Source organism: Flavobacterium sp., assembly GCF_036405015.1.
In the GTDB taxonomy this organism is placed as follows: Bacteria; Bacteroidota; Bacteroidia; order Flavobacteriales; family Flavobacteriaceae; genus Flavobacterium.
Genome location: NZ_DASWYK010000042.1, coordinates 1 through 20,959, shown reverse-complemented (window position 1 = coordinate 20,959; position 20,959 = coordinate 1). Strand labels below are relative to the sequence as shown.

Genomic DNA, 20,959 nt, shown 5'->3' with positions numbered 1-20,959 from the left:
CAAAGATTTTAAATAAAGCGAGGGCGTTCCTGACACAAATGTGTCAAAATATTATTGATGGGCTAATTTTTGTCGAATTCGGGTAAGCGACTGTCTTTCAATACCTAAAAAACTACAGAGATGAGAAATAGAAACTCTGTTAAACAGTCCAGAATGGTGTTTTATAAAATCGAGATAACGTTCTTCAGCGGTTTGAAATATGAAGCTTTCAATGCGTGCCTGTTGTCGTTTTAAAATTTCTTCAGCAACTAATCGACCGTATCTTTCCAAATTGGGTAAATGTTCGTAAATCCACAGCATGTTTTCATAAGAAAGACAAACCATTGTTGTCGGTTCCAGACATTGAATCGAATATTTACTGGGTTGTTGTGTGATAAAGGCAGGATAATGTGTTGCGTAATCTCCTTCGGAATAAAAACCGACGGTAATTTCATTTCCATCTTTATCTACAAAAGAGGAGCGAACCAAACCATTTACCACAAAACCAATACATTTTTGCACTTTCCTGAATTGAAGAAAATAATCTTTTTTGTCAAACTCTTCAATAGTAAGTTTTGAAGCATACTGCGCCAGTTCATCATCTGTCACATTGGGACAAATTTGTTTAACTGAATTTAGAAATGCTTCTATATCTGATTCCATTTAGTTTTAAAATTGTGTTACCTACAACAAATCGCATCAGCATTTGTGCAGAAGATAATAACGAATGGTTATTTCGTAAAATTAGGTAATAGATTGGGGAGATTTGGGACAAGAAATTAGATAATTTTCAAGAATCAGAACAATTATCTGGATAAAAATACAATTCTTTCTAGAGCTATATCTTACTTCTAAAAATGTTTTTGTGTAATATTCTGTTTAAAGTTTATTACACAAGAACACTAATCGTATTACTTAGATTTTCTTTGACGATAAAATCTAAAATAAATTCTTTTACTTCATTTTTTGCTTCGGTCTCGAAAGAGTTAATATGAAATTCTTCATCCTTGTCGCTGATGTGAATAATTTCGGTGTAACCTTTAGTAATTAAAGTACCTTTCAATTTAATTAAGTTAAATTGCTGTCTGCCATCTAATTCTTTGCGAACCTGTAGTTTTATAGCTCTTCCCATATGCAAATTTTTTAAATTAATTAATTGTCATCTCATTATAAATGTAAAACAATTAATGAATCAAACTAATATTTTAACACAGGTCACAACCTATTATTTATCAACACCTTATAAACAATTTGTTTCATAAAAAGAAATTAAAAATATCATATAAATAAGGCGTTTGCAAACTATTTTCCAACAAATTGCGTATCACTCAAAGTTTTCATAAAAGCGATAAGATTATCTTTTTCTTGCTCTGTAAGCGGAATTCTCTTTCCATTTTCTTTAAAAATTGGATCAAGATTATCAGCATCCAAAACGCCATTATCAAAATAATCTAAAACAGCTCTTAAATTCGAAAACTGTCCAAAACTTCCATAAGGAGCCGTATATTCAACATTTCGCAGAGACGGAACTCTAAAACTCATAAAATCGGAAGGAATTCCTGTAACTCTTCCTCTACCCGCTTCATTGGTATCTGTATTTAAAGGAAAACCAATATTTCTAAAACTTTGATCGGTAAACAATTCTGTTGCATGACAACTCGCACATTTCTGCTGAAAGGTTTGAAAACCCTGTAATTCGCTTTCTGTAAAAGAGGTTTCTTTTCTTTTTACTTTATCGTATTTGCTGTTGGCAGAAATTAAGGTGTATTCAAATTGCGCAATACTTTTATAAATTTTGTCGGGCGTAACACTTTCATCTCCAAAAGCTTTCTTGAATAAATCTTTATAAACCGCATCGTCTTTAATTTTATTGATCACATCCAAAATAGAAGAATCCATTTCTTCATGTGTGATTATAGGAACCAAAGGCTGATTTTCTAATTGCAGCTTACTTCCATCCCAATTGTAAAACTTCATAAAAGCCAAATTTTGAATCGAGGGCGTATTTCGAAGTCCGATTCTGCCTTCAATTCCAACAGCTTGAGCATGCTGATCTGTAAAAGCATTTGCCTGAATATGACAGCTGGAACACGAAATCGTATTGTCTGCACTGAATCTTTTATCGGCAAAAAGCTTTTCACCCAATTCTACACCATATTTAGTTGGTTTGTTTTGACTAACAAAAGCATTTAATTTTGGGAAATCAGACGGAATATTTAAAGCTATTTCTGGATTATCAATAGCAATCATATCAGAATCTTCATTGCTACAAGACGCTAATGACAGTACAATCGATATGAAAACAATTATTTTTTTCATTTTAAATGAATTTAAAACAGAACCGTCTGCCTTTCTAAATAACAAACGGTTCTGTATTATGATTTTAGTTTTCTACACTAGAAACAGAAAACATTCCTGAGATATCACTTGTTCCGTTTCCACCTAAATTGTCTACAAATTTTACCATTTGAGCCGCTGTATGAACATTTGGAGTTGCATTATCGTTCATTCCAGTTCCTGTAGAAAGTGTAATTGTATTGGTTTTACCGCTTAACAATTTATCAAAATCTGCATTGATTTTGATTTTTGGCGCTTTACTTCCTACTACCGCATTTGTAGTCAGATTTAAAGTTACATCACGATATGCATTTACACCTTGTGTGTACGTTGCAGGAGTTCCGTTTGTTCCTTCAACCGTACTTCCGGTATGAATTGACATGGCTTTATTATCAGTACCATAAAAACCTTCTACTTTTGTAAAACGGTAACCACTTCCCCATTCCCACATCATTGCAGTGTCATTTGCTCCAGCAGCTGCATAGAAATTAGGAAATCTAACCTGATCTAAAGTATTTTGCTCTGGTTTAATTCCTAAACCAAATTTGATCTGTTTGTAAGTTGCAGATGGTACATTACTTAAAATATAACTTAACGAAGCCGTTTTTGACTGATCGATTACTGTCGCACCTTTATCTAAATCATTTACATTGTATGGAACTTCATCTCCGTTGTCTTTGATCAGACGGATGTTGCTGATTACATATTTCAATTCAGAAAAATGATGCACTTGTCCAGAAGCCGAAGTATTTGTTGTTGCAGTGGTTGAGGCCGCGTTTCCTAAAACAATTGTGGTACTTTTGAAAGTATTATTAAATTCTAAAGTCAAATTGTTTGCCGCTGGATTGTCATCATCACTTGAACAAGATATGAATGCCAAAGAGGCCAATGATAGTAAAAGGTATTTTTTTAAATTTTGCATTTTTATAATTTTTTGTATTTCTATTTTATTATTTAAAATTTGTCTCTGAAATTTTTTTAACACATAGAAACATAGTTTTATAGCTTTATAAAAGGCGTTTCACTTGCATTAACAAACATAGCTATGTTTTAGAAACTAGTTTCTTTTCGTAGTCTATTTATTAAGCATCGAAATATATCTATGTTTCTATGTGTTAAAAATGTTTTCAACATTTAGTAAAAAATAAAATAGGCGGCGGTACAAAAATTTCGAGACAAGGTTCTGTTTGTCCCATTTCTTTATAAACTAATACTTTTCTTGAATTTAATATTCTTATAATCTGGCATTTAAATTCAATTTCCGAAGTCAAAACAATATCAATACTTTTACTAATGCTCGTAAGTTCTAAATCACTTTTCTGATCCGATTTTTCGAGTTCTTTCTTTAAATGACATTTTCCGTGACACTGCAATTCTGGTTTGGCTTTATTGACGCAAAATTCGTTTTCAATACTTTGCTGGTTCAGTTTAAAGTGCACAATAATCAATGCTTGCTGGAAAGAAACCAACAGCAATAAGATTATCATTGTGAAACTAAAAACTTTTTTCATTTTGTATTAGAAGTTGAATTTTAAAGAAGTGAAAATATTACGTCCCATTCTTGGAATATTTCCCCAGTCGGCATAAGTGCTATAATATTCATTTAATAAATTTTCAGCGCCAACCTGAACTACGGTTTTTACTTTATTAATTTTAAAAGAATAATCGGCTGAAATATTCCAGATTGTATAAGCTCCTGTTAAATCTTCTCCGTATTCAGGGCTAAAATTAATCTGCTCAAAATCGCCATTTACAGAAGTCTGAATTCCGAAGTTTTTATGCATAAAATGAAGCGAAGTTTGATAACTCAACGGACGAATAAAAGGCAGATTTCCTCCATTATTATCCATTCCGCGGGCGTAAGTCAACGTTCCTTTCCAATGTAAATGTTCCAAAATATCATAACTCGCGTTCATTGACATATTCAAAAGCGTTGCATAATCTAATGACGTATATCCTTTTACACCAACTGATTGATAATTCATCGGACTTCCCATACTCAAAATTCTACCAATGATGTAGTTTTGAATGTAGAAATAATTGATTTTCCCTTGAATACTTAATCTCTCGTTTTTAAAACCTGCGCATGCATTTCCTTCATACGAAATTTCATTTTTTAAATCAGGATTTCCGATATAATCATAACGGTCAAAACTATTGTAGATGTAATATCCGTAGCCTTCAGAAACAGATGGTGCTCTGTGTCCGTAACCTGTTCCAACAGAAAAATTAAAATGATCGATATCTAAATTATACCCCGCATGAAGACTTGGCAAAAATCTCGTTTTTTCCTGTGATGCGCCTGGATGAAAAATCCAGTTGAATTCTACATATTTTGAATAATTGTAATTCACACCCAAAGAACCTCCCAAATTCACCTGACTTTTCTCTGAAAGCTCCCAAGAATTATTCATCGAAAGTCCTGCGTAACGTGTTGTTACCCAAGGCCAGCTGTAAGCAAACATGGTTCTTTCGCTGCGATCCTGAGGATACATTCTCATTTCTGCAATCGATAAATTATCGTAAGCATTCAACTGTATTTCAGACGAGTAACTATTCTTTTTCAAATTGGCTTTAGAAACCAAACCATAGGTTGTACTCCAGCCTGGCATATCCATATGAACCAGATTTTCAGGACGCGTGGTATCATCCATATAATGTTCTATCGCATTGAAATAAATTTTTGAATCCACCACATTAACCAATCCTTCTTCAAACAATTGTTTATAAGAAGCTGATGTAATCAAAGCACGAGAAAGCGATAAATCCATTGGAAGCGCTGGATAACCAACATCTTTTGCCATATCAAAAATCGCATCCAATCTTACTGATGATAAATCGGTAGTTTTATAAGCAAATCCTAATGAAGTATTGAACTTTTTATATTGTGAATGTTTTACTTCGTTATCGTTTCCATCATAATAATTGTCGGCTTTTCGATAGGAAATACTCCCTTCAGCAACAAATTTTTCACCTGAATACGCAACATTTCCAAGATTGAAAAACTGTTTGTTGTTAAACTCAAATCCGCTTTGGTAAGCTCCGTTCCATTTTTTTGCTAATCCGAAAGGCGTGCTTTTTCTTTTTAAATCGATACTTCCCGCAATGGTTGAACCGTGAAGACTTCCCTCCTGTCCAGATTTTATATCAATAGTCGAAAGATTATTACTTTCGACATAAGACGTAATTGGGTCCATTTTATCGGTACAAGCCCCAAAAACGTGCATTCCGTCAATAGTAACTGTAGAACGTTCTGTACTCATATTGTTCAATAAAGGTTCCCAAGCATAAGCGCCACGTTTAATAAAGCTGATATTATCCGAAGAAGATAAAAACTCATCAACAGAAACCGCCATTTTCATTTCGGTTTCAATCTTCTTTTTAGCCGCACTTTTTACCTTTACTTCTTCTAAATTTTTAATACTGTCGTGATGTGCATGTGTGTTTTGAGCAGTTACTGACACTCCCAAAAAAAGTAACATTAAAATATATTTCATGTTTTTAGAATAAAGTATCAATATATAATTCGCTCTTAACACCTTCTACTCCAGGTGTAAAATCTGTTGGAACTACCGTTCCTTTTAAAATTAATCCGTTTTGATTCATCATAATTAAGTTCAGCGTCCAGTTTCCTGTCATCGTATAATTAACCACTCCGTGATATAAACCGTCGTTTTGCTGTGTCAAATCCTGATTATTAGGAGAAGAATGATTTCCCATTGAAGGTTCTGGCATTCTTGGGTCTAATTTTAAGGTATAACCAACGACTTCTGAATAAGAAAACTGAGTCGGATCTGGAAAAATTCCCGCAGTAGTTGTTGGTTTATTGTATTTGTAAATTCCCGCAACAATTGGATTTTCTGCTACTTTTGGCTTTTGTGGTGCAATCAAAGCAATAACATATTGTTCGTTATCTTTTCCTGTAAAAGTGGTCATATTGAGGTTTTTATTGCTTTGTTTTTCAACAGAAACATCTTTAGTCACTTCGTATTTCTGATTTTCAGCGGTAAAACTTACATATAATTTCCAGCTATTTGTTGCAGCACTTTCACTTGTAAATACCGAATATCCTACAAAATATTTATTCGCAGCATCATACTTAACATCATACTCATGCGGACAAGAAGTTTTGCTTCCGTCAGTTGTACTCATAATGGGTAAAAAAGTAACTTCTGATGCAGTTACACTTTGATTGTTTTGTGTATTGACAATCTTAAAATGAAGTTCGTTGTAGCCTTTATAAAATGTTCCGTTTAGGGCTTCAATACTAATTTTGTAGTTACCACTTGTTAAAGAAGCCGCTTCTTTAAACTCATAGTATTCTGGAACTTGAGAACCAATCTCTGCTTCGTAGTCTGTTTTGTCGATTGTACAGGAAGTAATTGCACACCATAATGCAATCACCAAAAATTTAAAAGATTTCATTTGTAATGAATGTTTGAAAACTGTTTAAAATGCAGCACAAAACCATCAGATTCTGAGAGCCTAAATGCCGTGAAATTTAAATGGAGGTTTTAATTGAAAAATACGTTTAAAGTATCTTTTCAATTACTTGAAATAAGATCAAAAATTATTGCTCTAGAAGGAGAGTTCAATCGAATAAACTGAAATTCTAAAATAAATTCATTTACTACCAAATGAAAATATACTATGTTTTACATCATTGAAACTAAAATCAATGACCTAACCTCTTTACAATAAAAAAAGTGATCTTAAAGAAAAGTTACACCAGCGGAGGGTGAAAAGTAAGATTAGAAGCCCCAATAGGTTTCTTTACGAATAAAGTAGCAGTATTTTCTCTTAACTCAACAGTAGAGATTACGTTTAAAACAATTTCAGCAGCGTTTTGAACATACACTAACTCTAATTTATCTTTTAAACTGTCCTGCATTTTCTTTTCGTTATCAGAATATTTTTTGATGCTTTTTTGAAGTTCACATCGTCCGTTACAGCTATTGAATGCCTGCTTACGTTGCACACAAATAGTTTTGGCGATTTCTTTCTGATTGATTTTGAATGAAGCATAAACGAACAAGCTGCCAAATGATGGAGATAAAATTAAAACGGAAAGTACTATGATAATTAATCTTTTCAACTGCTTGTTGTCTATTTTGGCAACAAAAGTACATACTATTTTGTATTTATTTTAACTAAATCTGATTTTTTATTCAATAAAAGATAAAATTATCTTATTTATACATTTCAAAAGTTCTTTTTCAAACTTTCAAAACCAAAAAATGAAAACAAAAAACAACTGATTATAAACCTGTTACATGATAATTTGACAACAAATTTGACTAATTATATAAGCAACTTACCTGACGCATGTCTACTTTTGAATAAACTTAACTTAATACTCTAACATCATGGAAACTTCTCAAACTAATAAAAGCAAAAGTCGCTTTATATGCACAACAAGTGTTTGTAGTGGCGACAACAATGAATTGATATTTAGAAGATCTTACCAAGGAGACTGGGGAGATTGGGACGATAAAATCGAAAATCCACTGGCTGATTTTACCTCTGAGGAACCGAATATATGCGATCCTGAAGAAGATATTTTAAACTAATAATGCTTTCTCAATCAACTGTACGTTAAACCCCAAATCTTTAGCCGTTCGAACAGTCGGATCGTTGGACATATCATTTAACATTCCGACAATAGTTAAATTCTCAATCTGATTGGTTTTTAAATATTCTAATAAATCTGTTTCTATAAAACCATTCGGAGTATTTTTTACGATTATAATTTCACCTTCAATTGGTGCAACATCTTCATATATTTCTGCTCCGTTTGTGCCCAAAACAAAATGAGAAGCATTTTTATCTAATGCAATATGTTGTATATGAATAACGGATTTTCTTTTTTTTCTAAAAGAATCTAAAGTTTTCTTTGCTTTGGCGGCAACTTCATAGCTGCCTTTAAACTCCATTTTTCCTTTATAGAAGTAATCATTTTGTATTTCTATTAACAATAATGCCGATTTTTTATATTTTCTTTTCATTACGGTATATTACTTTTATTTGATTCTTAAAAAAACTGCCGGTTTCAAGTGCTCAGTTATTCTTAAATTATATCAAGCTTAAAATCAAATATACTCCGGACCCCTCTAGAGCCTGCCCCAGACAGGATTGATTGCTAAACGAGAATAAATTTATTTGGAAAAATTTTGCAGCTTTTGATCAGAAACCGGCAGTCCAACAAAAAATAGCCTTTTAAAAAAGAAAATTTTCTTCTAAAATTGGATTGCGAAACTACTAATTTGAAACAGGGAAAAAGAGAACGTTTCTTTACCAATTACGCAATAAATAAAATACTTTTCTGATAGAAAAAGCATTAAACATTTATGATACAACAACTTAACAAAAACAGTATTTTCTTTATAAAATCTCTTGCTATAAGTAGCTGTACTGCAATTTGATGTTTAAGAAGACTCTTTTTCTAAAAATTTTAAAAGAAGTTATAACACATAAAGATTTAATGTTGTTAAGAAAATAAAGAGTCTGTTAAATTTTGAAAAATATTAGTTAAATTACCCCTTCCTATTATAAGCTAAATTCAATTAAATAGAGCCAAGAATTATAAAGAAGTCTTGTTCTTTTTAAATTACAACCCAATACCACATGCAATTAAAAAATACTCTCCTCCTTTTTACTTTTTTTCTTTCGAATTATCTCTCTTATTCGCAATCTACTTTCGAAAAAATTTATACAGAAACGTACCAGGTTTTGTTAAGTTCAAATCCAAAAAAGGCACTAAGCAATACTGACTATTTGTATAAAATTGCAAAAACCAATTCTGATAAAATAAATACACGAATACTTAAAGCTCAAATTCTATATCAGTACGGAATTCATAATGAAGCGATCAATGCTTTAAAAGAAGCTGAAAAAATCGCTTTACTAGAGGCAAATTATGCAACTCAAGCCAAAATCTACGGATTTATGGCATCGCTCTATCGTGAAAATGAAATCTATCATATTGGAAAAACCTATCTCAATAAAGCGGTTGCAGTTAGCAAAAAAATAAAAGATGAAAGCGAAATGTATCGTTTTCAGGGAAATTTATCACAAGAACTAGCTTGTTATGAATTGCACGATTCTAATTATTCTAAGGCAATTTCGCATCTTAAAAAAGGAATTCATCTATTTGAAAAAGCAGCCTCTGTTAGCGATAAAAATTATCAAATTGCCATTAATGACGAGCTTATTGCTAAAAATTATCTGGAATTAAAAAAACTAGATTCTGCTTTATTTCATTATGACAAAGCAGAAAAAGAACTTAAAAATTCTTTTTCTTATGACAGCCCAATGAGAGGTTTTATTTATAATGGAATGGCGGATGTTTATGTGGCAAAGAAAGATTTTAAAAAAGCACTTTTTCATTATAAAAAAGCGGAAGATATCGCAGAAAAATCAGATTACGCGGCATTAAAACAAGAGATTTATAGTTCGCTAATGGAATTTTATAAATTGACCGATACCAAAAAATACATTGTTTACAACGAAAAGAATTTAAAATTAAGCAAAGCTGAAAGCACTAATAATAAAGTTATTGCAGATGATTTGATAAAATCGCTTCATAAAAGTCATTTGGATACGGAATCTCAAAATCAAAAAAATAAACTGATTTTTATTTTCATTAGTCTGTTTGTTATTTTACTTACGGTTGGCATTTACTTCTTTAAAAGAAAACAAGATTATAAAAAAATAAAAGCTTTTATTGATAACAACCCATCTGCTTCAACTGAAGAACTAAAAACAGAAAGCAAAAAAGACGTTTCTAAAGAATATATGTCGGAAGCGGCTGAAAACAGTATTTTACAAAATTTAGAAGAATTTGAAAACTCCCTTTCTTATCTTGATAAAACGCTTTCTTTGAATTCGGTTGCTACAGAATTAAATGTCAATCACAGGTATTTATCTTATGTCATCAATAAGCATAAATCAAAAGATTTTGCGGGATATATTAATGAATTAAAGATCAATTACATTGTCGATCGTTTAAAAAACGATCCAACTTATTTGAAATATAAAATTAGTTATCTGGCCGATCAGGCAGGTTTTGCTTCTCATACCCGTTTTACCATTACATTCAAAAAAATCACAGGAGTTTCTCCCCTAACTTTTATTACCTATCTTCAAAATAATAGCGAAGACAAATAATGTTACGGACTTAAGATATTTATTCTACATCGCGTTTTGAACTGATTTAGTTTGCAAGAATGTTAAGAAAAAGAGTAATTGTTATTACGAACTCTTTTTCTTCGATAACGATATTTCTACAATTCAACAAAACTCATTTTAACAAAATTATCGCCATTATTTTGACCAAAATCACCAAAATGATGCGAAAAATTCGAAATATTATTTAATCAACTGATAAAAGTTATAGATTTGCTCTAAAAACAATAGCAATTTTGTTCCTTAAATGGAGAATACCACATCAGATATTTTTTTATGGCAGCAGATCAAAAAAGGTGATATTTCCGCCTTTGAGCAGCTGTATGACAACTACGCTGATGTTTTACTTACTTTTGCTTTACAATATACTAACGAAACTTCTATTGCTAAAGACGCTATTCAGGATGTTTTTCTAGACATTTATAAATATCGAAGCGGTCTTGCCGAAAGTGTAAATGTAAAATCATATCTGTTTAAAATCACACAGCGAAATGTTTTGAAAAAGCACAAAGCTGCTCGAAAAATATTTTCTATTTCCTCTGATTATGATTCAGTTATCTTAAAAGAACTCTCTTTTGAAGATACTTTGATTGAAGAAGAAAACAATGCCGCTCTTAACTCCAGATTGGCGTTTGCGATGCAGGAACTTACCGAAAAACAGCGCAAAGCATTGTTCTACAGATTTAACGAAGACAAACCTTATGAGGAAATTGCTTCTATTTTAAACATTTCTATTGAGTCTTGCAGAACACTGATTTACAGATGTTTGAAAGAACTTCGAAAAAAACTTTAAAAAAAGGTTATTTTTTTTGTCTATGTTTTCAAAGAGTTGTTCTCTTAGTAAATATATACCCCATAAAAACATCGCCTTGCAAATTAATTTTAATAAAATATCGAACGATGAAAAAGATTCTTTAAAGAATCAAATTCGTCTTGGACTAATCGAACTAGAGCAGGAAGAATCTAGGCGCAGGAAGAAGAAAAGATTTCTGGCGTACTCTGCCGCTGCTAGTGTCGCATTATTAGTTTCATTATCTGTATTCGTAAATCGTACAGCTAATGAAAGCAGCAAACCTCAAACCGCGTTAGAGCAATTTGCTGCGAATACAAAATCGACTGAATCAAATGTTGATTTAGAAAACATTTCTCTTGTTTTACAAGATCAACAGACTATTTCGGTGCAGGATAGTACAGTTATCAGTTACGGAAAAGATGGAGAAAAAGTTACGGTTGGACAAAAAGCGATCAATACGAATTCTAATGACAACTCTGCTTTTAATACCGTTCGTGTTCCTTACGGAAAAAGAACTCAGATTGTTTTAACCGACGGAACAACCGTTTGGCTGAATTCAGGTTCATCATTAATTTATCCAACTCATTTTGACGGATCGATTCGTGAAGTGTATTTAACTGGTGAAGCAGCTTTTGATGTCGCACATGATAAAACCAAACCTTTCTTTGTAAAAACGAAAGAATGTAATGTACGTGTTCTTGGAACTGTATTTAATGTAAGTTCTTATTTAGAAGACGAAACGGTTCAAACCGCTTTACTACAAGGAAAAGTTAGAATTACATACAACAAAAAAGGATTCTTAAACAATCAGGAAATTCAGGAAGATTTAACTCCTGGAATGATTGCGACCATCAATAAAGATAAAAAACAGATTAAGGTAGAACGAAAAGATGTGGCTTCGATATTATCTTGGAGAGAAGGCTATTTTACCTTCAAAAGTCAGTCTTTGAATGATATTTTAAACAAGCTTTCAAAATATTATAAAATTCAATTTATCAAAGGTGACAATTTAAATCTTGAGGCTAATTATTCAGGTTCTCTTTCTTTAAATGAAAATCTTAATTCGCTGGCGACTACTTTATCGAGTATCACCAATAGCAACTGTACTGTTAACGCAAACCAAAGAACTATTACAATTAAATAAATAAAAAAATCAATTCTAAAACCACCAAATGCCTATGATATAAGACCAAAAATAAACATATCAACCTTATTTGTAAAGACTAACCAAAAAAAAAGCCAAAAGATGCGCTAACATCTTTCGGCATTGTAGAACAGCAGTCGACGCTAATCGACTACATCTTTAAATCAAAACAAAATTATGAATAAAAAACATAATTCAGAAAAGTATTTTTCTGGACGAAACCACTATTACCTATATCTGCTGCTTATGAGATCTGTTACTGCATTTATCTGGATAAGTATGTGTAGTTTATATGCAAACCCTTCTTTAGGACAAAATAAAATACATGTTCGTTTCAAGAACACTCCACTAACCGACGTTTTTTCTACTTTAGAAAAACAGACGAACTATGTCTTCTTCTATAATGATGATGTTCTTAAATCTGCCAATACTATTACGTTGGACAAAGACGCAACCCTAGAAGAAATTTTAAATAATGCTTTAAAAAGTAACAATCTTACTTATGATATTATTGATAAACAAGTTGTTGTAAAAAGAAATAAAAAGAAAGCAGAACAAATAGAATACGAACTAACAGGAAAAGTAACCGATAAAAAAGGTGCTCCTCTTGCTGGTGTAAATGTTGTTTTAAAAGGAAAACAAACTTGGGACATTACCCGTAAAGAAGGTGATTACCGAATGAGAGTTGCTCCAAATGATACAATCGTTTTCAGCTCTTTAGGATATAAAACGGTAACTGTTGCCGTAAACAATAAAAAAGTGATTGATGCAACATTGGTTCCAGATGTTATGGAGCTTCACAGTGTTGAAATTGTAGCGTCTAACGGTTATACTGAAATTCCAAAAGAAAGAGTTACTGGTTCTATAGGCGTTATTGGAGCTAAAGAATTGGCAGAAGTTCCAACAGTAGATATCCAGTCTAGATTGGAAGGAAAAATTGCTGGTGTAAACGTTGATCCACGTACTGGTTCTATTACAGTTCGCGGAACAAATAATTACGCTGGTGTCGGAAGTCCGCTTGTTGTAATTGATGGTTTTCCACAGCCGATAAATGATTTCTTTTTTAGTAAAAGAGGTGTTCCAGGTGCTTCTATCTTAAGTTACATTAATCCTGATGACATTGAGAGCATTTCGGTTCTAAAAGATGCTGCTGCAAGTTCTATCTGGGGTTCTCGTGCCGCTAATGGAGTAATTGTAGTTACAACAAAAAAAGGTAAAAAAGCAGACCCAACCATCAGCTTTAGCACCACAACTAGCATTGGTGAGAGAATGGATCTTAGCAAACTGCGTGTAATGAATACCGCTCAGTATATTGACTACGAAAAAGATTTAGTTTCAGGCGGATTTGTTGTAGATAATATTAATAACACTATTAATTCTGGCTACGCTAAAAATCCTAGCGCTGCTCAGGAAATCATGTTCAGACAACAAAGAGGAGAAATTTCACTTACACAAAGAGATCAATTATTAAACCAATTATCTCAAAATGACAATCTTAGTCAAATCAATAAATATTTATTAAGAAACTCAGCAACAACGCAATACGATTTATCTGTAAGCGGCGGAAGCGATAAAAGCACTTATTATTTGTCTTTAGGTTATAATAAAGACGAAGCTGCAATGAGAGGAAATGAATCAAGCTCTTATAATATTACGCTTAACAACTCTTTTCAGCTGAAAAAGTTTTTAAAATTAAATACTGGAGTTAACTACGTTTCTTCTTCTTTTCAAGTAAACACTACGGCAAACGAAGCATTATCTAATGTATCTAATTTTGCATTGCGACCTTACGATATGATTGCTGATGAAAATGGAAACGGCATTGATCGTTACATTATTTTCAGACCAGAAGTTGCAAAAGGATTTGAATCAAAAGGATATCTTCCGTGGACTTACAATTACTTAGACGAATTAAATTATTCTAATGTTATCACAAAAGGAGAAAACATCAGATTAAATGCAAGTTTAACAGCTACCGTAACCAATTGGTTGAATTTTGAAGCGTCTGGAATGTATACTTCAATTACAAACAAAACCAAATCTTTAAGCGAATTAGACAGTTATTATTCTAGAAATCTAATTAATGAAGCTACTTCTGTAAGTACAGCTGGAAAATTAGTGTACGGAATTCCTGTTGGTTCTTATTTATACAATACTTTATCTGACAATGATTCGCAAAGTATGCGTATTCAAATGAATATCAACAAAAATTTTAATGACAATAATAGTCTTCATTTCTTAGCGGGTTCAGAAATTAGAGAAGAACGCAGAGAAGGTTCAAGTCAGAGATTTTTTGGATATAATACCGATACCAATTCATCACAATCTGTAAACCCAACGGTTTATTATACTACCATTTACGGATGGACAAATATTATTGGGACTTCTGATAACAGTATCAGCAAATATCGTGACCGTTATTTATCATACTACGGTTTAGGTTCTTACGATTTCATGAACAGATATCATCTTTCTGGAAGTATTCGTTTTGACGATTATAATTTATTAGGCGCTTCTAGAAAAAACAGAGCATTACCGTTATGGTCTTTAGGATCTAAATGGGATATCAATAAAGAATCTTTCTTAAGAGATGCAAACTGGTTAAGCGATTTAGCTTTAAGAGTTACTTATGGTAAAGCAGGAAGTGCACCAGGTGGAGGTTTTGGAAGTCAGAGCGCTGTGATCAGTGTTGGTTCTGTTGATTTTAACACACAATTGCCAACTGCGAGTATTTCATTACCTGAAAATCCAGATATTAAATGGGAAACTACAGCAACGCTTAACTTTGGTTTAGACTACGGATTTTTTAATAATCGCTTACGCGGAAGTGTTGATGTGTACTATAAAAAATCAAAAGATATTTTAACCAGTTTACCATTCAACCCAACAACTGGATGGAGTTTTTTAAATTATAACACTGGAACACTTGAAGGACATGGTGTAGACTTGAATCTTTCTGGAGTAATTATAAACTCAGCCTTTAAATGGAACAGTAGTTTTAACTTTTCATACAATACAAATGAAGTTACAGACTCTCGTTTTAAAGCAACTACAACTAACCAATATTTGTCTGGTGTAACAACTGAAGGTAAAAAAATTGGATACATCTATGCTTACGACTGGGCGGGATTAGATGCTAACGGACAATCTACTGTAAGCAAAAAAGACGGTACAATTGTAAATTCTAGTCAAGGAATCGCAACAATTGATAAAGAAGATCTTAAATACATGGGAACAACATTTGCTCCTTATTTTGGAGGTTTAATGAATGATTTCTCATACAAAAACTTCAGATTAGGAGTTCAAGTAACGTATTATTTAGGACATGTTTTTAGAAATCCTGTTTTACAAAATTATCCGTCATACACAGGAGTACAATACGGTGCAGTTGCCAAAGACGAACTTATTGCAGATCGTTGGAGACAAGCCGGAGACGAAGCGACTACAAATGTTCCTGGTTTAGCCAATATTAGCTTTAATAGTTTGAACCGTTTCCAAATGGCAGATATCAATGTGCTTCCTGCGGATAACATTAGATTACAGCAAATTTCATTAGGCTACAACGTACCAAACCAATGGTTAGAAAAAACTTTTATCAAATCATTGAGCTTCAATTTCGCTGCAAGGAATTTAGGATTGTTATGGGTTAAAAACGATTTAGGAATTGACCCTCAGTATTTGTCAAGCAACAACTACAACACACTTCCTCCACAGCGTACGTACACTTTACAGTTTAACTGCAGTTTTTAATTTTAAAAAACAGATTTTATGAAATTTCTTAAATTCACACTATATATGTTGCCTGCACTTCTACTACTAAACTCTTGTAGAGATTATGTTGAAGTGGAGCAAGTTGGAAACAACAGAATTTTAAAATATACTTCAGATTACAGAGGTCTTGCTAATGCTTATAATGACATTAGCGGCTCTGGAGGTATTTATTTATTAGCCAATGCCGATGTAGAATTTCCTACGACGTACCAAAACGGTGTAAATACCATTTGGGCAAACAGTTACACTTGGCAAGATAGAATCTACGATCCTTCTCAAGGTGATGCTGACTGGATAGGTTTATACAAAGCCGTTTATTACAGTAACGTAATTCTAGACGGTGTTATGGGCAGCGAAAAAGGAACAGATGCTGAGAAAAAAGAAATCTATGCTGAAGCCTTTGTACACAGAGCGTTTGCTTATCTGCAATTGGTAAATACTTACGGACCACAATTTGATCCAGCATCTGCAAATTCAGAAAAAGCGGTTCCGTTATTATTGAAACCGGAACTATTTTCATCATTAGACAGAAGTACTGTTGGACAAGTTTACGATCAAATTATTTCTGATTTAAAAAGTGCTTTGGCAAATGATATTCAGGATACGCCTCCATTTAATGTAATTCCATCAAAAATAGCAGCTTATGCATTACTGGCTAGAACGTATCTTTATATGGGACAATACCAATTGAGCCTTGAAAATGCAGAGAAAGCGTTAGAAATGCAAAATGGCTTGATCGATTTTAAATCATTTGCTACAACTTCAAGTTATCCTGTTTTGATTCAGAATCCTGAAGTTATTTTTTCCAAAACTTTACTGCTCTCTTATAATGGTGCGCCGTTATCTACAGAATTATTAAACAGCTATAGTGCAGACGATTTACGTTATAATTATTACACTGCTCCAGGAACAAATTTCTTCCCAACTTTCACTGGACGAGGGTACGGAATTCCAAGATACAGCCCCACTAACGGAATCAATGTCGGAGTTTCTGTTCCAGAAATGTACTTAATCGCTGCAGAATGTTATGCTAGAGCAGGACAAACTCAAAAAGCAGTTGATTATTTAAATATTCTAAGAGCAAAACGCTACAAAGCCAACACTGCGTATCAAGTTAGCACGTCAACCAACACCGAAGCTTTAAATCTTGTTTTGACCGAAAGACAAAAAGAATTTATCGGAAGAGGTTTCCGTTGGTTTGATCAACGAAGATTAAATCTTGACCCTGCTTTTCAGAAAACATACACACGAACTTTCAAAGGAACCACTTATACTCTAGCCCCAAACAGCGACGGATATGTATTCCCAATCAATCAAAATTATATCGATCTAAACCCTGAGTTAGGGAAATAAAAAAACTTACAATGTTTACAAAAATTAAGAATATCAAATTATTGGTACTGGCGTTCTGCGCTTTTACCTTACAGGTTACGAGTCAAGAAGTGAAATCCAGATTACAAGGAATGGTAGACATTCCGATTCCGGGAGCGACTTTTAGCATGACATACGATCCAAAAGGTGGACCATTAGAAAACGTTAAAAATATAAGCGGTTATGCTTATGTTTTCAATGATTACAGATGGGAAATCGAAGACCTTAAAGTGAAGAAAAATGGCGCTGTTTACAGCGCCGATTTCACCGTTCCAAAAAACTGTGCTTTTATGGCTTTCAAATTCTACGGCAATACCGAAAATGGATTGGTTACAGATACCAACCAAGATAAAGGTTATATGCTAGTTGCTTTTAAAGAACCAAAAGTAAAAATGCCAGGAGCCGATTTAGCTTGGGCTACTTTTAGAAACAAAGACTTTAACGGTCAGTTTGGAGGCTACTTTAAAGATTTTTCTATTGATGGCGATGCTACAGAATATTGGTTAAAAAAAGAAGTTGCGGATAATGGAAACAGATTTCCAGAGTTTTTTGATACTTATTTCCAAGTTCTTAAAGTACAAAAACCTGAAAAATTTCAGGAATTAGGAACTCGTTTTTTGGGAGATTTTACAAAAAATACCAAAGGAATGCCTGAAGAGGTTTATCTAAAAGTCCATCACATTTATTTGTATGATTTAAAGAACAAAACAAAAGCAGATTCTGTTGAAAATGTAATTGTAAAACAGTTTCCAAAAGGAGCGTTTGTAAGATTAAAAGCGTATCAAAAAATCATGCCGATTGCAGATGCGACAGAAAGAAATAAAGCAATGACACAGTTTTTAGCTGATTTTCCATACAGCTCTGAAGTACCACCATCACAACAGTATTTCTATGACAACATTACAAAATCGCAGTTTACTTACTATTTCGGAAACAAAGATTACAAAACTATTTTGGCTATGATTCCAAATATGAATTTTGCTAATCTAAATGATGCCTACCATCAAAACATCTCTAAAGCTTTGTATCTAAAATCGGTAGAACCAGAAGTTATCGAAACTATGGCTGTGCCGATCATCAAACAGATGCAGGCAAAAGTAAACGATATGTCTTATATGCAGGGAATTTACTGGTCACCAAATCAGGCAACTGAGAATGCAAAAACACAGCTTAACAACGAATTGGTAATTCAGATTCGTATGTACGATATGCTGAAAAAATACAAAGAAGTTTTAGAGACTTTTGAATTACTTCCGTTTGAAAAACGTTACGAAAAAGCAAGTATCAACGATATTCATGTAAGAGCTTTAGAAGCGTTAAACAAACCAATTATTGAGGTTTTGAAAAATGCAGCAAAAGCGAATACTTTGTCTGAAGGATTAACTGCTAAATTGAAAGAAGCGTATTTAAAAGAAGGCAAAAAAGAAGCCGATTTCCCTGCTTACTTAGAGCAATTGAAAAAAGAAAACAAAGCTGAAGAAAAAATCGCTTTGATTGATATCGCTGCACCAGCAATTAAAGTGCAGTCTGCAGACGGAAAAACAAAAGATTTGGCTTTAAACAGCGGTAAAATTATTGTAATCGATTTTTGGGCAACTTGGTGCGGACCTTGTAAAAAAGCGTTTCCAGCAATGCAACAGTTGGTAAACAACTACAAAGAGGATAAGCAGGTAGAAATTTATTTTATCAGTACTCAGGAAACTAAAGAAGGATACAAAAAAGAAGCTTTGGCTTATTTAAAAGAAAAAGGGTTAAAAATCACTACTTACTTTGATTTAGTAAAAAAAGGAGGCGGTACAAATAATGCTTCTTTTACCAATTACGCTCAGATTTTTAAATCAAGCGGAATTCCAAGAAAAGTGGTGATCAAAGACGGAAAAATTCGTTTTACATCTGAAGGATATTCTGGAAATCCAGGACAATTGGTAGATGAATTGACAAACGTTATCAATGCTTTAAAGAACGAATAATTGCTTTTCGAAAATCAAAAAAATATGAAAAAAATAGTTTTACTATGTGCACTCGCTTTGAGTGTACATAGTTTATCTGCTCAGAAAAAAGCAGTTGACAGCATTGCTTACCAATCCTGGCAACGTGTTGGCACAAACAAAATTTCTTATAACGGAAACTGGGCTTTGTACAAAACTGCTTTTCAAGATGCCGAAAAAGAATCAAAACCTGAAACGTTTATCGTCAATACCAAATCTGGTAAAAAACTGACTTTAGAAAAAATTGGTGATGCGAACTTTGTGGGAACTGGCGATATTTTAATGTATCAGGAAAACAATGTTACATACTTGCATAATTTAGCAACCGGAAACAAAAAAGTCTGGAAAACTACAGATTATACGCAGACTCTTGAAGGAACGAATTATTTGTATTTCAGTCATTTTCAAATGGGAAAAGATGGAAATAACTCCAACAAATTAGTCTTTTTTGATTTGGCTAAAAACGATAGTATCGTAATCAACAATATCAAATCGTCTAAAATGCTTCGTGGACAAAAAATTATCTTCACACAAGTAAATAACAATTCAATTGTATTGAAATATGGAGATTTAAAAGGTCCGTACAAAGAAATTTACAACGGTTCAGTTGCTAATTTTGGTGATTTTTCAATTAATAGTAATGAATTAGAAGGTACGTTTACAACAAAATCTGATCCGTCAAAAGAGGTTGATGCGCTTCATTATTTCAATTTAAAAAACAATTCACAAAAAGAAGTTTTAGATTTTAATTCCATTAAATTGGAAGATCAAAACTATAAATTTTCAAGATCGGCTTATCCGTTCACAGAAAATACACGTTTTGTATATTTAGATGTTAAATCGGCATCAAATCAATATCCAAATAATCGTATCAAAAAATCAGATATTGATATCTGGAAATGGAACGAAGGTTCTATGGAACGCAGACTGGCAAAGGTTCGCGGAGAAAAAGCTTCTGCTAAAGATCCTTTATATGTTTATGACTTAAAGGAAAAAAAATGCATCAAAATCAGCGATAATCATTACTCGAATATCAGTCATCCTGATGCAACTGACTATCCTAAATTGTTCAAATTTGTAAACGATAAATATACTGTCGAAGTAGATTGGACATTTACAGAAAGAAACGATTTGTATATTATTGATGCGGAAACTGGAAAAGAAAAATTGATAAAAGAAGGAATTGGGTCTACGCCATTCTGGAATCCAACTGGAACTTTTGCTTTATTTTTTGATGAAAAACAAGAAGCGTGGCAATCGTACAAAACAGACGGATCTTCAACTGAATTTAAAAATATTCCAACTGGAATTCCATATTCTCTTAAGGATCAAGAAAAAGACATGGGACGCACTCCTGTGCCATACGGAATTGCTGGATGGTTAAACAATGGA

General features: G+C 32.8%; 17 protein-coding genes. 8 read left to right on the top strand and 9 right to left on the bottom strand.

The genetic code is table 11. The features are described from left to right. Positions 1-51: 51 nt before the first annotated feature. The 8 genes from VGE71_RS03410 to VGE71_RS03375 all read right to left on the bottom strand — a co-directional run bounded on the left by VGE71_RS03410 (position 52) and on the right by VGE71_RS03375 (position 7,411). On the bottom strand, positions 52-642 hold the full coding sequence (locus VGE71_RS03410) for a Crp/Fnr family transcriptional regulator (RefSeq protein WP_331137041.1): 591 nt from the start codon (positions 640-642) through the stop codon (positions 52-54). A gap of 226 nt (positions 643-868) precedes the next feature. Further along, positions 869-1,111 carry a hypothetical protein gene (locus VGE71_RS03405; RefSeq protein ID WP_144213435.1) on the bottom strand — a complete coding sequence of 81 codons (243 nt, stop codon included), beginning with the start codon at positions 1,109-1,111 and terminating at the stop codon, positions 869-871. A 170-nt stretch (positions 1,112-1,281) separates the two neighbouring features. Then, on the bottom strand, positions 1,282-2,298 hold the full coding sequence (locus tag VGE71_RS03400; protein WP_331137040.1) for a cytochrome-c peroxidase: 1,017 nt from the start codon (positions 2,296-2,298) through the stop codon (positions 1,282-1,284). 64 nt (positions 2,299-2,362) lie between these two features. Then, positions 2,363-3,238: an MbnP family protein gene (locus VGE71_RS03395; RefSeq protein ID WP_331137039.1), complete on the bottom strand. Its 876-nt coding sequence runs from the start codon at positions 3,236-3,238 to the stop codon at positions 2,363-2,365. 205 nt (positions 3,239-3,443) lie between these two features. After that, the gene (locus tag VGE71_RS03390; protein ID WP_331137038.1) at positions 3,444-3,827 is read right to left on the bottom strand and encodes a hypothetical protein; all 384 of its coding nucleotides are present in this window, start codon (positions 3,825-3,827) and stop codon (positions 3,444-3,446) included. A 6-nt stretch (positions 3,828-3,833) separates the two neighbouring features. Beyond that, on the bottom strand, positions 3,834-5,813 hold the full coding sequence (locus VGE71_RS03385; RefSeq protein ID WP_331137037.1) for a TonB-dependent receptor: 1,980 nt from the start codon (positions 5,811-5,813) through the stop codon (positions 3,834-3,836). A gap of 4 nt (positions 5,814-5,817) precedes the next feature. After that, complete coding sequence (locus VGE71_RS03380; protein ID WP_331137036.1) at positions 5,818-6,741, bottom strand: hypothetical protein; 924 nt, start codon at positions 6,739-6,741, stop codon at positions 5,818-5,820. A 298-nt stretch (positions 6,742-7,039) separates the two neighbouring features. After that, entirely contained in the window at positions 7,040-7,411 is a 372-nt protein-coding gene (locus VGE71_RS03375) for a hypothetical protein (protein ID WP_331137035.1), read from the bottom strand. A gap of 271 nt (positions 7,412-7,682) precedes the next feature. Between VGE71_RS03375 and VGE71_RS03370 the strand changes: the two genes are divergently transcribed. Continuing rightward, positions 7,683-7,886 carry a hypothetical protein gene (locus VGE71_RS03370; protein ID WP_331137034.1) on the top strand — a complete coding sequence of 68 codons (204 nt, stop codon included), beginning with the start codon at positions 7,683-7,685 and terminating at the stop codon, positions 7,884-7,886. On the opposite strand, the gene VGE71_RS03365 is transcribed toward VGE71_RS03370, so the two are convergent. Beyond that, positions 7,878-8,321, bottom strand: a complete 444-nt coding sequence (locus VGE71_RS03365) for an isochorismatase family protein (RefSeq protein WP_331137033.1) — start codon at positions 8,319-8,321, stop codon at positions 7,878-7,880. The genes VGE71_RS03370 and VGE71_RS03365 overlap by 9 nt on opposite strands. 619 nt (positions 8,322-8,940) lie before the next feature. Here VGE71_RS03365 and VGE71_RS03360 point away from each other — a divergent pair. The 7 genes from VGE71_RS03360 to VGE71_RS03330 all read left to right on the top strand — a co-directional run. Further along, entirely contained in the window at positions 8,941-10,482 is a 1,542-nt protein-coding gene (locus tag VGE71_RS03360) for a tetratricopeptide repeat protein (RefSeq protein WP_331137032.1), read from the top strand. Between the two features lie 265 nt (positions 10,483-10,747). Continuing rightward, positions 10,748-11,293 (top strand): RNA polymerase sigma factor, encoded by a 546-nt coding sequence (locus VGE71_RS03355; RefSeq protein ID WP_331137031.1) that lies wholly within the window; start codon positions 10,748-10,750, stop codon positions 11,291-11,293. Between the two features lie 76 nt (positions 11,294-11,369). Continuing rightward, positions 11,370-12,437 carry a FecR family protein gene (locus VGE71_RS03350; RefSeq protein WP_331137030.1) on the top strand — a complete coding sequence of 356 codons (1,068 nt, stop codon included), beginning with the start codon at positions 11,370-11,372 and terminating at the stop codon, positions 12,435-12,437. Positions 12,438-12,614: 177 nt separating this feature from the next. Further along, on the top strand, positions 12,615-16,187 hold the full coding sequence (locus tag VGE71_RS03345; protein WP_331137029.1) for a SusC/RagA family TonB-linked outer membrane protein: 3,573 nt from the start codon (positions 12,615-12,617) through the stop codon (positions 16,185-16,187). Between the two features lie 18 nt (positions 16,188-16,205). Next, positions 16,206-17,561 (top strand): RagB/SusD family nutrient uptake outer membrane protein, encoded by a 1,356-nt coding sequence (locus VGE71_RS03340; protein ID WP_331137028.1) that lies wholly within the window; start codon positions 16,206-16,208, stop codon positions 17,559-17,561. Positions 17,562-17,572: 11 nt separating this feature from the next. Continuing rightward, a complete protein-coding gene (locus tag VGE71_RS03335) occupies positions 17,573-19,549 on the top strand; it encodes a TlpA disulfide reductase family protein (protein ID WP_331137027.1) in 1,977 nt (658 codons plus the stop codon). Between the two features lie 24 nt (positions 19,550-19,573). Next, positions 19,574-20,959: hypothetical protein (locus VGE71_RS03330; RefSeq protein ID WP_331137026.1), on the top strand; the 1,386-nt coding region annotated here is incomplete at its 3' end.